The 15,074-nt window shown below is 60.9% G+C and carries 14 protein-coding genes and 1 tRNA gene; 2 read left to right on the top strand and 13 right to left on the bottom strand.

All coding sequences use genetic code 11. The features are described from left to right. Positions 1 to 60: 60 nt before the first annotated feature. The 12 genes from CI601_RS07850 to ptsP form a co-directional block, all read right to left on the bottom strand. Positions 61 to 1,467, bottom strand: a complete 1,407-nt coding sequence (locus tag CI601_RS07850; RefSeq protein WP_121914987.1) for a PTS ascorbate transporter subunit IIC — start codon at positions 1,465 to 1,467, stop codon at positions 61 to 63. Next, positions 1,464 to 1,769 carry a PTS sugar transporter subunit IIB gene (locus CI601_RS07845; RefSeq protein WP_121914986.1) on the bottom strand — a complete coding sequence of 102 codons (306 nt, stop codon included), beginning with the start codon at positions 1,767 to 1,769 and terminating at the stop codon, positions 1,464 to 1,466. Before CI601_RS07845 ends, CI601_RS07850 begins: the two co-directional genes overlap by 4 nt. A gap of 5 nt (positions 1,770 to 1,774) precedes the next feature. Then, positions 1,775 to 2,323 carry a PTS sugar transporter subunit IIA gene (locus CI601_RS07840; protein ID WP_259465358.1) on the bottom strand — a complete coding sequence of 183 codons (549 nt, stop codon included), beginning with the start codon at positions 2,321 to 2,323 and terminating at the stop codon, positions 1,775 to 1,777. Between the two features lie 97 nt (positions 2,324 to 2,420). Continuing rightward, positions 2,421 to 3,155, bottom strand: a complete 735-nt coding sequence (locus tag CI601_RS07835; RefSeq protein ID WP_121914984.1) for an MIP/aquaporin family protein — start codon at positions 3,153 to 3,155, stop codon at positions 2,421 to 2,423. Between the two features lie 657 nt (positions 3,156 to 3,812). Continuing rightward, positions 3,813 to 3,886, bottom strand: a tRNA-Lys gene (locus CI601_RS07830). Positions 3,887 to 3,981: 95 nt separating this feature from the next. Further along, positions 3,982 to 5,502, bottom strand: a complete 1,521-nt coding sequence (locus tag CI601_RS07825; RefSeq protein ID WP_121914983.1) for a formate--tetrahydrofolate ligase — start codon at positions 5,500 to 5,502, stop codon at positions 3,982 to 3,984. A 41-nt stretch (positions 5,503 to 5,543) separates the two neighbouring features. Continuing rightward, a complete protein-coding gene (locus tag CI601_RS07820) occupies positions 5,544 to 7,070 on the bottom strand; it encodes a C69 family dipeptidase (protein WP_121914982.1) in 1,527 nt (508 codons plus the stop codon). A gap of 182 nt (positions 7,071 to 7,252) precedes the next feature. Beyond that, positions 7,253 to 7,825: a YbhB/YbcL family Raf kinase inhibitor-like protein gene (locus CI601_RS07815; RefSeq protein WP_121914981.1), complete on the bottom strand. Its 573-nt coding sequence runs from the start codon at positions 7,823 to 7,825 to the stop codon at positions 7,253 to 7,255. 206 nt (positions 7,826 to 8,031) lie between these two features. Then, positions 8,032 to 9,579: a PTS ascorbate transporter subunit IIC gene (locus CI601_RS07810; protein ID WP_121914980.1), complete on the bottom strand. Its 1,548-nt coding sequence runs from the start codon at positions 9,577 to 9,579 to the stop codon at positions 8,032 to 8,034. A gap of 88 nt (positions 9,580 to 9,667) precedes the next feature. Beyond that, positions 9,668 to 9,940: a PTS sugar transporter subunit IIB gene (locus CI601_RS07805; protein WP_024626949.1), complete on the bottom strand. Its 273-nt coding sequence runs from the start codon at positions 9,938 to 9,940 to the stop codon at positions 9,668 to 9,670. 42 nt (positions 9,941 to 9,982) lie between these two features. Then, the gene (locus CI601_RS07800; RefSeq protein ID WP_121914979.1) at positions 9,983 to 10,429 is read right to left on the bottom strand and encodes a PTS sugar transporter subunit IIA; all 447 of its coding nucleotides are present in this window, start codon (positions 10,427 to 10,429) and stop codon (positions 9,983 to 9,985) included. Positions 10,430 to 10,506: 77 nt separating this feature from the next. Further along, positions 10,507 to 12,156, bottom strand: coding sequence for a phosphoenolpyruvate--protein phosphotransferase (ptsP, locus tag CI601_RS07795; protein WP_121914978.1), 1,650 nt, complete (start codon positions 12,154 to 12,156; stop codon positions 10,507 to 10,509). A 234-nt stretch (positions 12,157 to 12,390) separates the two neighbouring features. Here ptsP and CI601_RS07790 point away from each other — a divergent pair, with 234 nt between their 5' ends. Next, positions 12,391 to 12,657, top strand: a complete 267-nt coding sequence (locus CI601_RS07790; protein WP_024626952.1) for an HPr family phosphocarrier protein — start codon at positions 12,391 to 12,393, stop codon at positions 12,655 to 12,657. Positions 12,658 to 12,709: 52 nt separating this feature from the next. Continuing rightward, on the top strand, positions 12,710 to 13,768 hold the full coding sequence (locus CI601_RS07785) for a LacI family DNA-binding transcriptional regulator (protein WP_121914977.1): 1,059 nt from the start codon (positions 12,710 to 12,712) through the stop codon (positions 13,766 to 13,768). A 19-nt stretch (positions 13,769 to 13,787) separates the two neighbouring features. On the opposite strand, the gene CI601_RS07780 is transcribed toward CI601_RS07785, so the two are convergent. Beyond that, positions 13,788 to 14,948, bottom strand: coding sequence for a DNA polymerase III subunit delta' (locus CI601_RS07780; RefSeq protein WP_121914976.1), 1,161 nt, complete (start codon positions 14,946 to 14,948; stop codon positions 13,788 to 13,790). Between the last annotated feature and the right edge of the window lie 126 nt (positions 14,949 to 15,074).

The following is a 15,074-nucleotide window of genomic DNA, read 5'->3' as shown; positions in this document are numbered from 1 at the left end:
ACCATGGCCCTTCATGCTCATCTCTTCTCTGTCTACTTCAGACAGGATCAGGTTTCGTCCTTAGGCAGCTGCCTTGGCCTTGTCAGCTACATCAGCAGCGGCCGAAATGGCCTTCTTGCGCTTGTTCATAAAGTAGGAAACCACATAGACCAGGATCAGTACGACAATGATTCCCACAATCATGGCAATCTGTCCGCCTGCCTTATCGAGATACCCCAGGAAAAGACCGGCAACGCCGAAATCGGGACCAGAATACGTGGCGGCTCCCTTGCCCAAGGAGCCCAGCACCGGCAGGAGCAGGTAGGGCAGGAAGGTGATGGCCAGTCCGTTGACAAAGGAACCGAGAACGGCTCCACGCCGCCCGCCTGCGCCGTTGCCGATCACGCCTGTGGCACCGCCGGTCATGAAGTGAGACACGACGCCGGGGATGATGACGGTCGTACCAGCCAAAGCCAGGATGGCCATGCCTACGATGCCGCCGACGAAGCTGGACAGGAACCCGATCAGAACGGCATTGGGAGCAAAGGTGAAGGTGACGGGAACGTCCAGGGCAGGCTTGGCGTTCTTGACCAGGTGCTCGCTGATGCCCTTGAAGGCTGGAACGATCTCGCCCAAGACCACACGAACACCCGCCAGGATGATATAGACGCCGGCTGAGAAAGTAGCTGCCTGAATGATCACATAGACGATGAAGTTCTGTCCGCCGCTGAGCTTGCTCTCAATATAAGCAGAACCTGCGAAGAGTGCCACAATCACATAGATCACGGCCATAGACAGGGCCACGATGACCGTGGTATCGCGCAGGAAGCCCAGATTCTTGGGAAAGTTGATCTCCTCGGTCGATTTGGAGGGATGCTTCTTACTGCGGGTGAGCGTGGCCACCAGACCACCCAGAGCGATGCCCGAGCCACCAGTGTGTCCCAGGGCCACATCATCGGTGCCAGTGACCTTTTTCATGAAGGGCTGCACAATTGCAGGGGAAAGAGTCACAACCAGCCCCTGGGCGATGGATCCCCAAAGCAAGGTTTGCCAGGTGGGGAATCCGGCTGTGACGAAAATGACGGTTATCATCGTGGCCATATAGAAGGCTACGTGGCCCGACAGATACACATATTTGAAATATGAGGTAGCTGAAAGAAGGATGTTGACGATCATCCCGAAGAAGAAGATCAGAGCAGCGATAGAGCCGTATTTGACCAGGACTGTGCCGACGATGGCCTCGTTGTTGGGGACAACGCCCTGAACATGGAAGGCATGCTGGAACATATCTCCGAAAGGCGTCAAGGCATTAGTGACCACGCCTGCGCCTGCGGTCAGAACCAGAAAACCCACGAACGTCCTAACAGTTCCCTTCATGACGTCCGTAGCAGACTTGCGCTGCAGGGTCAGGCCGATCAGGGAGATCAGCGCGACGATGACGGCAGGCTGTCGGAAGATGTCCAAAAGGACTTTTAACGCACCGTTCATGCCGCCTGCCCTCCTTGGGGAACATCCACACCGTGGCGCTTCAGAGCCTCGGCCAGTTTTTCTTTGATCTCATTCATATCGATCAGGCTGTTCAGAACAACCACGTCTCCCAGATCCTTGGCAGCATCAGCGATGTCACGCCCGACAAAAATCACATCGGCATCGCCCTTGTTGACAGAGCCCAAATCGCTATGGTCGGTCTCGACACCGGTCACACCAAGCTCTTTCAAGGCCTTGTCAATGTTGAGCTGGGTGATGAAGCTCGACCCCAGTCCAGTGCTGCAAACCGTCAGAATCTTCATATTGATTACCTTTCTTCCTTGAGAATCGTCCTCAATTCGTCAACGTTCGCGGCCTTGCCCAGCCGTTCCTGATTCCTGCCGTCACTCAGGAAGGTCGCCAGCGATTGCATCAGGCTTAAATGGCTGTTCGAGTCCTGCGCGGCCAGACAGAAGAACGTGCTGATTGGGTGGTCCTGTGAATCGGCCAGCAGAAAGGGTCTGCCAACCTTCAGCACCGATAGGGATGTGGTCACCACGCCTGCCTCTGGCCTGGCGTGGGCCATGGCGATGCCTTGTCCCAGATCAATATAGGTGCCACCTGGTTTGCGTATCGAAGCCTTGATGGCCTCGACATAAGAGGGCTTGATCCTTCCCAGGTCAACCAGCGGAGCAGTAACCACATCCACTGCTTCTACCCAATCGGCCACGCCATCCCTGTACATGACGGTGCCTTCCGGGAAATACTCGTCCAGCAATTTGCCTCCTCGCATACGATGAAGCCCATCCGCTTCGTAGCGAATGATCGTGGGAGAATGCCTCCCTCCGGAAGTTTCAACATCGAATTTCGCAAACATTATAACAACATGACAATATGATGTCTATACTTGCGTGTTCAACTGCCGGGTCCCGGGCCTCCCAGAGGAAGCCCGGGACCCTGAAGCTACCTGTTGATCAGGCGGCGAAGAGGACCTTGAACATCACGGCTCCGACAATGGCACCAATGATGGGTGCCACCACTGGAATCCAAGCCTCGCCCCAGCGTGAGTCCCCCTTGTTGGGCACGGGCAGAATCCAGTGCAGGAAGCGCGGCACCAGGTCACGCGCAGGATTCAAGCCAGGGCCGGTAGGACCACCCAGAGAGGTGACCAGTCCCCAGACGATCAAGCCGACAACGATGGAGGCAGCGGCCAACCCCTTAGACCCCCATGGGCCCTGCAGGCAGCAGAGGGCTCCCAAGACCAGCACCAGCGTGCCAAAGAACTCATTGATGAAGTAGTTGACCAGTGAACCCGAGGCGTCAGTGGTGCAGAAGGTGCCCAAAATCGGCAAAGGGTCTTTGGTCAGGCGGTAGTGCGGGAAGTAGCAGGCATAGACGACCAGCTGACCCAGGGCCGCACCGATCAGCTGCGCCAGGATATAAGGAAGAACCAGGCTCCAGGGGAAGATGCCGATGACGGCTTGTCCCAGAGTCATGGCTGGGTTGATGTGAGCTCCGGACACCCCGCCGAACATGAGCACGGGAAACATGACTCCGAAGCCATATCCCATGGCGATAGTCAGCCAGCCTGAATGGTGGCCCTTGGTGCCCTCCAGATCCACGTCGGCAACGGCGCCGTTGCCGAAGATCATCAATATGGCGGTGCCGACACATTCTGCGGCAAGCTTGGTCATAAGCGAATATTCCATTCGACCCTTCACCCCTCTCTCAATGCCGCCGTGGCACCCTTTCCCCAACCGGTCATACAGGGGGCCAAGACACGGGCATCATTCAATAAAAACAGGTGATGGCACTAGGCCGAGAAGCGCTCATGATCTCCATTGATTCAAGTGATTCATTGAAATCCGATATAGCGCCAGACCCAACCGCGTGTCACCATCAACACGACCGCACTTCAACCGGCATCCGTATTTTATCCCAACCACTGCAGATCATGGCGCATTGAAAACCACGCATGGATTCCATGTCCCAGACAGATTTCACACTCTTGGCAGTTTTTTGAAGCCGCTCCCACACGCCGGCACATCTGCCTGCTTGATCCGTAAGCACAAGATTCACGTGCTCTTCTACAGGTCAGGAATGACCGACTGCTGTGCAGACTTCCATACCAAGCAGGCAGGGAATGTCACGCCAGAGCTGAGATCGGTGGCCGGGAAAAACAGCGGGCGGGAGATTTGAGAAACGCACTCAATGATTAGCAAACAGGTTTTACACCCTGCCTCGGCGGCACTTTTCTTTGGTCGGGACTTTTGTCACACAGACGTCACACAAAATTGCTTTTCAGAAGATTTCGCAGAGCAATGCAAAAGCCCAGCAACCGTTGCGATTGCTGGGCGTTGACTCTGTGCCCCCACGGGGGCTCGAACCCCGGACACGCTGATTAAGAGTCAGCTGCTCTAGCCAACTGAGCTATAGGGGCAGGGCACTTTCAAGAGCCAAGTAGATACTATACACGGTTTCTGCAGACCCGCAACACGGCGCGTCACAGGTCTGCAGAATCCATGCATAGCCCGCTCAGACGATCTTGGGCATGGGCGTGGTCAGGGAGGTGGTCAGGTTCACCTGCAGGAGACCGGCCCCCGTATGGGCCTCAACCTTCTTCAGAGTGACTGTGCGCTTGTCCTGGTCGGCCCGGTCATCGTCGGTCATGGTGGCCGGCGACTTGACCGCCACCACCACCAGATCCTCGAGGGAGATGCCTGCCTTGTTGCAGAGGTCGGAGGCCGCCTGGAGACTGTCCTGGAAGCCCTCACGCTCAATAACCCGATCATCCGGCACGCCGTAGGCGCTCTGGGCGATCCAGCGAATCCGATCCGGCACGGACATATCATGCAGGCTGGCTGTATCCGCCCGGGCCTTCGCAGGCTCCTGCAAGGCCTTGATCAGATCGTCCAACTGAGGCTCAAGGGCCTTGCCTCCGTCACGGAAGAGGTTGCCCGCGATGGGCCTGCGGAAGCCCAGACCGTCGGCGGTCTCCCGCAAGGAATCCACCTGGTCGTCCTCGCCCTCCCAGAGGTTGATCAGCGGGAAGGTGGGGATGCCCAGTCCCTCCAGACGATGCACATGGAAGGGATAGCGCCAGCTCAGCTTGGGATCGTCCCTCCAGGTGGTGGCACGGGTGACGACCACCGCGGCGGCAGGCCACTGGGCCCCATACTCACGGGCGGCGATGTCCAGCCACTTCTGGGCACCGGCATCAGCTCCATAACCGGCCTCGACGACGACCACGTCGTGCCGGGCGCAGGCCATTTCCACGGACACCAGGCTGGGGATGCCGATGGAGACGTTGGCGAAAGGCCCGCCATGCACATATACCGGTGAACCTTCCAAAGTCTGAGTGAAGGCAGGCTTGACCGCATCGGTCAGGATGCCGGTGATCCGCCACAGGTCCACAAACTCACCAAAGGTGACCGGGCGACCGTCCAGGGTCCCCGCAACCATGGCTGCCACACGCCGTTCGATCTCCTCCATGCTCCGGGAGAGCACGACGATCTGCATGAGCTCGCAGGTTGGCGTCAGCACGGTCCGCTCGGGCAGATCGCCCTTGCCTCGGTCCACGGTGATCTGCCGCAGGGACCGTGAAGGCACTTCGCTGACCCGGGGCACCAGGACGGTGTCCAGCCGACCCTCGTCCACAGCCTTCTCAGCAAAGGAGACCAACAGGTTCTGTGCGGATTCGATAGCCGCCATCTCCCCGCACAAACCCCAATCCACCAGCTCAGGATGCGTCAGCGAAGACTTGCCACCACCGGAGGCGCCACCCTTGGACCCGGCTGCGGTGATGCCCATACTGGGTTGACGCAGGACAGCTGCGGCATCCACTCCCTGGGCGCGCAGGGCATCAATCAGGGCGATGGTAGTCGTGGTCTTGCCCTCACCACGTGATGCCTTGAGCGGGGTATCTGCGGTGACTAGCAGCACTCGGCCATGCTTGCGCGGCATATCCGGATGCTCCTGCAGATCCTTCAAATAGCCGAAGGCATCGATCTTGTCAAACAGGCCGTATGGTCTGACGTAATCGTCGAAGTCGGTCATGGGGCTCTCCTTCTTTTGCGGTCCTTGTAGATTCGGATGGCTCAGTTGTCGGACAGGTGGTAGCCATTGCGCATGCCCATGCTGACGGTATACAGCACCTGGCCAAGCAGATCATCGGTTTCCTTGCGCAGACGGTCGGCCATGTCCTGGTTGGCGGCCTCCAGCACCTGGCGCACCTCGGCGTTGTCGGTACCTTGGTCAGCACCCTCCAGCCGTGCCACCTGCTCGTCAGCGGCGGCGATCAGCCGGTGGCCCTCGCCTCCTACGCTCTGCTGGTAACGCTCGACAGCCGCCGAGGTGCCTGCGAATTCGGAATCGCACAGGGCGGCGATCAGCCGGTCGGACCAGTAGAGGCTGTCAGTGGAGACCCGGTCAGTGGCGTTGGCCAGATAGTCGGGCGTCCGATCCACATTGGCATAGAAGGGAACCAGGGCGTTGAAGGCGTTGGACCCGTAGGACATCCACTGGATGGCCCGGCAGGATTCAGGCCGATAGGGGCGCAGCTGGATCAGGGCCAGCTGGTCGTTGCGGTTGATGCCGATGGGCCGGTAGAGCCCCTTGGTGTGCTCGTCGCCGGTCCGCCCATAGGGATCGTATGGCGTGCCCTGGTAGTGGGAGCTGAGCAGATACTTGACGTCTTCCACGGTAATCAGCCGCTCGGGCTGACGGCACCAAGGGATGTTGTCGCTGGTGGGGGCATGATCGGCATCCGGTCCGTCCCAGATCTCGTCATAGGGGTTGAGGAAACGCTGCATATACCAGGCCCGGGGCGTGTTGTAGACATGATCCGAATCGCTATGGGATCCAAAGGCATCGCGCGGATTGAAGGGCGAGACCGACTCCACAGCAAGATTCAGGTGATTGTCGGCGATGAACTCCCGCAGGTCGGCCGAGCAGAGGTGGTCGGTCTGCTCCCCAAAAGCGTCATCCAGATCGAACTCGTCAATGCCTAGCTGGTTGGGCATGGTCACATAAGAGTCATCGGGCACCCGCTTGGCGATCCAGTGATGGCCGCCCACGGTTTCCATCCACCAGATCTCGTCCACATCACTGAAGGCAATGCCGTTCATCTCATAGGTGCCGTAACGCTCCAGCAGGGAGCCCAGCCGCAGGACACCCTCCCGCGCCGAGCGGATATAGGGCAGAACAATGGTGACCAGGTCTTCCTCGCCGATGCCCCCGGGTACCTCGGCCAAGTAGCCCTCATCACCCGGATGGCCCTGGGAGGGGGTGAATTCCACCAACGGATCGGCACCCAGAACACGCTCATTGGTGGTGATGGTCTCAGTGGCTGACATGGCCACGTTGGCACTGTTGACGCCCGCTTCGGCCCATAGCCCTTGGTCGAGCACAGCATTGGGCACCGAGGTGTAGCGCATGGGATCCTCGGGCAGATCCATCTCCAAGTGGCTGATCACGCTGCGATAGTGCCGTGGCTGCTGGTCGGGAGTGACCAGGACGAAGCGCTTGGGACGGAACTCCCCGTTGGCTGAATCCTCATTTCGGGCGATGATGGTGGATCCGTCGTAACTGGCATGCTTACCTATCAGAAGCGTGGTGCAGGGCATATAAGCGTCTTCCTTTGTCTGATTGCGGTCAACTGTCATCACCAGTCCGAATGCCGGAGGATGCCGTTCCAACCGACTGCGTGCACAGGCAGGGATGACGGCCATCTGCGCACTTTGGGCATGGCCTCACTCTAGTGCTAGACCGTCCCAATACCAGCAGATGCGTCCGTTAAGCCAGGCGCTCAGGCATCAGCTGGCAGCCAGGCACGGGCCGCCGCGACCACAGGTTGGGCGGAATGAACGGCATGAACCAGGGCGTTCAGCCAGAATCCCTCCTCCAGATTCGGCAGAGCCTCCTTTGTGGCCCAGACCGACAGCACATAGTCGTGAACCCGATCGGGAGGGGTGGGGCCGTTGTAGCGCATGAGCACGGCAGGATCGTCGGCGATCTCCTCCTCCATGACCAAGGGTGAGGCAGCCGATGTCCGGCCCTGGGGCACGCCGGGGATCAGATTGGGCAGATTTCTTGAGAAGTCCTCCGGAATCGCCAGAACGGTGCTTTCGTTTCCCTTAGACTGCAAGGCGTGCAAGGCCTCGATGGGCAGGTTGGCCAGTGACCAGTGGATCCATGGGAAGCCGCACACGGGCACGGAATCAGGATCCACCAGCATCCAATGCAGATAGCGAGCCTCCCGGGGTACATCCTCAAGCCGGAAGGGGAAGGAGACTACAGGACGTCCCTTGCGCGTGAGGGACTGCGGGGCGCGCTTGGCGTACCGATCGGGAATGGTGCCGAAATCTGTGATAATCCTCATGGTTCGATTCTCGCCCGCTCCAGTGACGGGGTCAAGTTCATCCGTGGAAGATATTTGAGATGATCAAGCACACCAACCTGCGCAAAAAGTGTAAGAGCCGCCCGGACCCTTCCAAGTGGAAATGATCCGAGCGGCTCTAGGCTGGTCTGGAGAAAGGAATCAACAGTACCTTTCTCCTGGCGCCTGTAGGGCGCGCTTGCACATGCCTATTCGGCCTTGGCGGCCTCGGTGGCCTTGGCCTGGGCACGGGCGGCCTTGGCGGCTGCACGAGCCTGAGCCTTGGCCTCCTTCTCTTCAGCCTCGACACTGGCGATGAACTCAGCATGCTTGGTGGCAGGCATCCATCCGGTGTTGACCACCTTGACCTGCCAGATCCAGGCCAGGGCGAAGATCACCACAGCCAGGACCACCAGGACCACGGCACCGGCAGGGATACCCAACTGGGCCAGCTTGCCGACCACGGTGCCGTACCAGGCGAAGTCCGCATCGCCGAAGGTGGCGTTGGACAGGCCGAAGCTGCCCAGAACCGTCATCAGGATGGCCGGCAGGAAGGTGATCAGCAGACCATTGATGAAGCCGCCGACCACGGCCCCGATACGGCCGCCGGTCGCATTGCCGAAGACACCGGCACCGCCGCCATCGAAGAAGTGGGGCACCATGCCCGGCAGGATCAGGGCCAGACCCCAGACGGGCCCAAGCCAGACCGCGATGATGACCAGAGCCACCAGACCACCGGCGAAGGAGGACAGGAAGCCGATCAGGGATGCGTTGGCACCGTAGGGGAAGACAAGGGGGATGTCCAGGGCAGGACGAGCGCCGGGGACCACCTTGTTGGCGATGCCCTGGAAGGCGGGCACCAGCTCGCCCAGGATGATGCGGACGCCGTAGAGGATGATGCTCACGCCGATGCCAAACTGCAAGGCCTGGGCGAAAGCGGCCATGAAGAAGGCTCCCCAGTTGGCCGGATGTGACGGGAAGACGGCGAAGGCGGCCTTGGCCGGCACCACAAAGGCGGTCCAGACAGCGAAGACCAGGTAGAGGACGACCATGAGCAGGGTGGTGGAGACCATGGAATCACGCAGGAAGCTCAGCCCCTTGGGGAAGTCGATGTCCTCGGTGGAACGCGACTTCTTGCCCACAGCGCTGCCGACCGCGCCCGAGACCACGTAGCCCAAGGTGTTGAAGTGGCCGATGGACAGCTTGTCGCTGCCGGTCACCCGGTTCATGTACGGCTGGGCGAAGGCTGGCATGGCCACCATGATCACGCCCATCAGCAGGGAGCCGATCAGCACGATGAGCAGGTTGTTGCCCTTACCGAACCCGATCGAAAGGACCAGGGCCAGCAGGGTGGACATGAAGACCATATGGTGGCCGGTCAGGAATACGTACTTGAGTGGGGTGAACCGTGCCAGCAGGATCATGACGATGAAGCTGAGCACGATGATGTAGGCGGAGGCCGCGCCGAATTGGCTGGAGGCCTGGGCCACGATCACCTCGTTGGTGGGGACGACCCCGTGGGCGCCAGTGGCCTTGAAGACCAGCTTGCCGAAGGGATCCAGGGCGTTGGTCACCACAGTGGCGCCGGCGCCTAGAATCAGATAGCCCATGGCCGCCTTGAGGGCACCCGAGATGACCTGGCCTGCGCTCCGTTTCAGGGCGATCAGGCCGATAGCCGCCACAATGCCGATCAGATAGGCGGGCACATTCAGAATCTCCTGGCTGATGAAGTTCAGCACCGCAAGGAAGACATTCATTATTGGTCCTTACTATTTCTCTCTTGTTCTCAACTCGAAAGAGCGGGCGTCCCATCGGCCTGGCGATGATGAATGCCCGCCGGGCGCATCAGTCGGCGTACTGCTCCAGGATGCCCTTGATTTCGTCCTTGTCCATGAAATTCTGGACGGTCTCGACCGGGGTGGTGGTCCCCTCCAACTCGGGTGCCAGCTGAGGTGAGGTCAACACCAGGTCGTTCATGTTGGCCGTGCCCTTGGCGCTACCTGCGTCGGAGGTGGTCACGGTCACATCCATGCCCAGCTCCGATGCCACCTGCTCAACGTTGACCTTGAGTAGGACCGAGGTGCCGATGCCGTTGCCGCATACGCAGAGAATATCCATGAGTTGCTCCTTTGTTCCTTGTTTGCTCTTACTGCTTCTTGTTCACGATTGAAGAATGGCGCGGACCTCGTCAGGGGTGCCGGCCTTGGCCAGTTGCTGGGTCTTTTTCGCGTCGGTCAGCGCACCGGCGATGGCGGACATCACCTGCAGGTGCTCCTGCTCATCCCGTCCGGCCAGACCGATCACCAGGGAGACCGGATCGTTGGCCTTGTTGCCGAACTCGACAGGCGTGGACAGCCTTACCCAGCTCAGGCCGGTTCCCAGGACCGCCTCGCTAGGGCGGGAATGGGCCAGAGCCAGACCGGGGGCGATAACAATGTAGGGGCCCATCTTCTCGACGGTCTCGATCATCTGATCCGTATAGGCATCGGTGGTGAACCCGGAGGCCACCAGCCTGTCGCCCGCCTTGCGGATGGCATCCCGCCAGTCAGTCGCCGGTACATCCAGGGCAAAGGATGTGTCGGGAAGGAAGGCTTGGAAATCCGTCATGTCTGCTCCTTGCTCGTGCTGTTTGACTTGCTCGATTGCACCGGATCCGGTGGATTTGTGTGAATCCGGCCGACTGCTCACCACCCCTGGGGATGATAGAACTCTCCGTCCAGAGCCCTGGCGGCCAGCGCCTTGGCCTCGTCCATGGTGTGCTTGGCCAGCTCGGCGCGGACATCATCCAGGGCGACCGGCGTCATGGACAGACTGGTCACGCCGATGCCCGCCAGAACCACGGCCAGGTCCGGATCGGCAGCAGCCTCGCCGCAGACTCCGACAGGCATGTTATTGGCCTGGCCGGCGTCAGCGATGAGCTTGATGGCCCTGAGGACGGCAGGATGCCAGGCGGTCTGATAGGAGGCGACCGAACCCAGTGTGCGGTCGGCGGCCAGCGTGTACTGGGTCAGATCGTTGGTGCCGATGCTGACGAAATCGGCCACCTTGGCCACCTTGTCGGCCATCAAGGCGATCGAGGGAACCTCGGCCATGACGCCCACGCGCTTGAGCCCCTTGCTCTTGCCCAGACGGACGAAGTAGTCGGCCTCGTGCTCGTCGGCAACCATGGGCGCCATGACCCACAGGTCAGCATCGGTCTCGGCATCGGCCCGGGCCAAGGCTTCCAGCTGGTCCTCCAGGACCTGGCTGTGGACCTTGAGTGTGCGCAGACCACGCAGCCCCAGGGCCGGATTGGGCTCGTCGGCCTGGGTCAGGAAGGGCAGCGGCTTGTCGGCGCCGGCATCCAGCAGGCGGATGACCACCTTGCGGCCGGGGAAACGTTCAAGAAGAGCACGGTAGGCCTTGGCCTGCTCGTCGACGCCGGGCGCCTGCTCGTTGCCCAGGAAGAGGAACTCCGAGCGGAAGAGTCCGACGCCCTCGGCTCCGTACTCCAGGGCAGGATCAGCATCGGCGGGCTTACCGACATTGGCCAGGAGAGGGATCTTGACTCCATCCTTGAGCTGACCGGGACGGCCTCGCAAAGCCTTGGCCTGATCAGCCTCACGACGGGCCTGCTCAGCCTTCGCGATCTGTTCCGAGGTGGGATCGGCCGTCACCTTACCGGCTGCGGCATCGACGATGACCGTCTGTCCGTCGGATAGCCCTGCTGCGTCCTGGGCGCCTACGACAGCGACGATCCCCCTGGACCGGGCCAGGATGGCGGTGTGGCTGGTCGGACCGCCCTCGATGGTGACGATGGCCAGCACCTTGGTCATGTCCAAGCTGGAGGTGTCGGCCGGGGACCGGTCAGGGGCGACCAGGACGAATGGCTTGTCGCTTTCCGGCACGCCCGGGGCCGGTACGCCGAGCAGATTGGCGATGACACGCTGGCCCACGTCATGCAGATCGTTGGCCCGCTCCCCCATGTAGCCGCCGATGGCCTGGAGTTTGCCTTCGAAGTCGGCGAAAGCCTCATAGACGGATCGCTCGGCGGTCTTGCCACCGTCCAGCAGGGATCGGATCGAAGTCTTCAGGGCCGGATCCTGGGCCATCTGTGCCAGAGCAGTCAGTATCGGAGCGGCATCCTTGGCCCCCTGCCCGTCCTGGGCAGCCTTGGCGCGTGCAAGCAGATCCTCGTTGACCGATGCCAGAGCGGATTCAACCCTGCCGAATTCAGCATCCGCTGTCAGGTTCTCAGGCCTAGTCTCATCACCGGGCACATCCAGTCCGGCTGCCATATGGATAACCGGGCCAACGGCAACGCCGCGGCCAATGCCCACGCCTTGGATCTCCATGTCGCACTCCTTAGTGCCTGGCCACTGCGTGTAGGCCGCCCCCTGAGGCGAGCTCCACAACGGCGGTGGAAACGTTCTTTAAGCAACGATGTTCAGTATACACATATTCATCTGTTTTTCAACGGTAATCGTTTTCTGTAATTCCTTTTGTGCAGTGGTAAGATAACCAGCGTATTCATCACTCGACATGCCGGTTCGACAAGACCGGCCATATCTTCAGGAGAGCTGGTCATCATGGCAACAGCACAACGTTCCACCGTCATCACCGACCCGGTAGGCATTCACGCCAGGCCCGCTTCGGAATTCTCGCAGGCTGCCGCATCCAGTGGATGCAAGGTCACCATAGCCAAGGGCGAGGGCAATCCCGTGGACGCCGGCAGCATTCTGATGGTCATGAGCCTGGGCATCGCCAAGGGCGACAAGGTCACCGTGACCGTCGATGGCGACGATGCCGAGTCCGTGGCCGATTCCTTGGTCACCAAGCTGACCCAGGCCGAGTAACGCCACCGCCAGCCGCAGCCGACATCCGTGGAGAGGACCTTCGAGGGAACCAATGGGAAACACGGCGGACAATAAGCCTTCCATTGCCAACGTCGCAGCTCTGGCCGGAGTTTCGACGGCGACTGTGTCCCGCGTCCTTTCCGGCCATAGACGCAAGAATGACGACATCAGCCGCCGGGTCAGAGCTGCGGCCGAGAAGCTCAACTATTCGGCCAACTTTGCTGCCAGCGCGCTCCGCTCGGATCGCAGCAGAACCATAGGACTGGTTCTGTGCGGCACCTCTGCAGTCCTAGACGGGTCCATCCTGGATCTGCTCAGCAGAAGGCTGACCGAACAGGGTCGCTACCTGCTGGTCATATCCGTCAGGGGCGACCAGGAGCGCGAGGCAGCCATCAGATCCATGGCGGCCCGACAGGTCGAAGGAATCATCGTCGTTCCTTCGCCGGACGACGATCCGGTCGGCATGCCCGCCGACCTGCCATCCGGGCTGCCCATCGTTCAGGTCGGCGGCAGGCCGGTCTCCTACCACACCAGCTGGGTCGGCACGGACCAGGCCGCCTCCATGCGGTTGATCATCGCCCACCTGGCCGAACAGAACGCGCACGCCGTGGCCTATCTGAGCCGCAAACTCAGCACCAGCGCAGCCACCGAACTCTTCACGACCTTCTCCACCCTGACCAACACCTTGGGGATGACTCCTCAGCCGGACTGGATCCAGTTCGGTCCATGCAGCATGCAGCGCGGCCACGACGCCGTCATAACCATGCTCAGCGAGGGAAACGACCGTCCCGATGCCATCATCTGCGGGGATGACTCGCTGGCTCTGGGCGCTCTGATGGCCTGCAACCAACTGGGCTTCCGGGTTCCTGACCAAGTCAAGGTGGCCGCCTTCGTGGACAGCCCGGCCTGCCTGGTCAGCAGTCCGACCGTGACCGCAGTCAAGACCCCCCTGGAGGGCATCGTCCAGGAGGCCCTGAGGCTGGTAGACGCCAAGGGACAGTCCATTCTGCCATCCCACGTGGCTCTGCCGCCGGCACTGGAGTGCAGGGAATCAACCTGGTCGCCAAGGATCGGCAGCAGCGACATGACCTCACCAGGCACTTTCGCCTGATGAACCCTTGGGTTTGCACTCAGACCAGCAGGGTACAGAAAAGAGCCTCGAAGTCCAAGAGCGGCGAACCGTTGGCAGCCAGCCTCCTGCGAGCTCGGGCGATCAGCTGAATGCGGTCGATAGCCCCCTGCCTGGAGAGTCTGACGGACAGATCGGCAATTGCCGCCCGATTCTCCAGATTGACCAAGCCGGCCTTCTCCTCGGCGCCGTTCTGCAGGACGCCCACATCCCGATAGACGCTGGCCAGGGTGCTCAGGTTGCGGTCCAGCACATCCCGGGTCAGTCTGGTGACCCGCCGACGGACCTGATCCTTGCCCCCTAAGGCATGGTAGGCCCCGCGCAGCTGCCGGGGAATACGCTCCTTGTCCCTGAGTCCGTTGATCTGCCGAAACTCGCGCTCGTCCCTGGCCACCTCATCGTCCACGGTGGCGGTGGCCTGATCGCGGGCCGCATCAACCACCCGAGCGGCCAGGATCACGGCATCCGAGGCGCGCCGCAGACCCAGCAGACCTACCACCAACTCATCGCGGTCGGCCAGAACCTGACTCTTGGTGGCATAGAGACGAGCGATGCCGATATGTCCCTGAGCCAAGCGGGCGGCTTTGGCGGCCAGAGGCCGGTCCACACCCACCTGATCGGTCAGGAAATCGGCCACAGCAGTGTTGGACGGCACCGCCAGGTTGAGCACCCTGGTCCGTGAGCGGATGGTGGGCAACACATCTTGGGCACTGGGTGCACACAGGAGCCAGATGGTGTGCTCAGCCGGCTCCTCGATCTCCTTGAGCAGCACGTTGGTGGTCCGCTCCAGCATCCGGTCCACGTCTTCAATGATGATGACCCGCCAACGCGAGGTTGAAGGCATCTGCTCCGAGGTCATGATCAGCTCCCTGACCTCGTTGATGCCGATAGTGACCTTGTTGGTGGACAGTATGGTCACATCCGGATGGGTTCCAGCCAAGACCTGCTGGGTGACGCGGGTGGGCTGGTCGCTCAGTCCCTGGTCAGGACTGATCAGGGCCGCCGCGAAAGCCCGGGCCAGATTGGAACGCCCTGATCCAGGAGGGCCGCAGATCAGCCAGGACTGTGCTACCTCGTCATGACCCTGCGCCTGAGCGGCCACCGTCCGCTTGAGCAGATCGACCGTGGGCTGTTGGCCCACAATGGCGCCCCAGACACTCATCGGGTCTTCCGCAGGAGCCGGGACCGGAGCAGCCAGCGAGCTGGGGAATCCACAGGAATCGAATCGCCATCGGCATCCCCGCCGACTGTTTCCGCATCAATAGACTGATCGTCCTGTTCATCATCA

Source organism: Bifidobacterium sp. wkB344 (assembly GCF_003688305.1).
GTDB lineage: Bacteria > Actinomycetota > Actinomycetes > Actinomycetales > Bifidobacteriaceae > Bombiscardovia > Bombiscardovia mizhiensis.
The sequence above is the reverse complement of the archived record's forward strand: the minus strand, read 5'-3'. Positions and strand labels throughout refer to the sequence as shown.

What these genes read in the sequence shown, in the direction of transcription:
- CI601_RS07800 (WP_121914979.1), bottom strand. Translation starts at nt 10,429, where the DNA reads ATGACGGATTTCCAAGCCTTCCTTCCCGACACATCCTTTGCCCTGGAT.
- CI601_RS07820 (WP_121914982.1), bottom strand. Translation starts at nt 7,070, where the DNA reads ATGCCCTGCACCACGCTTCTGATAGGTAAGCATGCCAGTTACGACGGA.
- CI601_RS07835 (WP_121914984.1), bottom strand. Translation starts at nt 3,155, where the DNA reads ATGGAATATTCGCTTATGACCAAGCTTGCCGCAGAATGTGTCGGCACC.
- CI601_RS07785 (WP_121914977.1), top strand. Translation starts at nt 12,710, where the DNA reads ATGGGAAACACGGCGGACAATAAGCCTTCCATTGCCAACGTCGCAGCT.
- CI601_RS07790 (WP_024626952.1), top strand. Translation starts at nt 12,391, where the DNA reads ATGGCAACAGCACAACGTTCCACCGTCATCACCGACCCGGTAGGCATT.
- ptsP (WP_121914978.1), bottom strand. Translation starts at nt 12,156, where the DNA reads ATGGAGATCCAAGGCGTGGGCATTGGCCGCGGCGTTGCCGTTGGCCCG.
- CI601_RS07780 (WP_121914976.1), bottom strand. Translation starts at nt 14,948, where the DNA reads ATGAGTGTCTGGGGCGCCATTGTGGGCCAACAGCCCACGGTCGATCTG.
- CI601_RS07840 (WP_259465358.1), bottom strand. Translation starts at nt 2,323, where the DNA reads ATGTTTGCGAAATTCGATGTTGAAACTTCCGGAGGGAGGCATTCTCCC.
- CI601_RS07805 (WP_024626949.1), bottom strand. Translation starts at nt 9,940, where the DNA reads ATGGATATTCTCTGCGTATGCGGCAACGGCATCGGCACCTCGGTCCTA.
- CI601_RS07825 (WP_121914983.1), bottom strand. Translation starts at nt 5,502, where the DNA reads ATGACCGACTTCGACGATTACGTCAGACCATACGGCCTGTTTGACAAG.
- CI601_RS07815 (WP_121914981.1), bottom strand. Translation starts at nt 7,825, where the DNA reads ATGAGGATTATCACAGATTTCGGCACCATTCCCGATCGGTACGCCAAG.
- CI601_RS07845 (WP_121914986.1), bottom strand. Translation starts at nt 1,769, where the DNA reads ATGAAGATTCTGACGGTTTGCAGCACTGGACTGGGGTCGAGCTTCATC.
- CI601_RS07810 (WP_121914980.1), bottom strand. Translation starts at nt 9,579, where the DNA reads ATGAATGTCTTCCTTGCGGTGCTGAACTTCATCAGCCAGGAGATTCTG.
- CI601_RS07850 (WP_121914987.1), bottom strand. Translation starts at nt 1,467, where the DNA reads ATGAACGGTGCGTTAAAAGTCCTTTTGGACATCTTCCGACAGCCTGCC.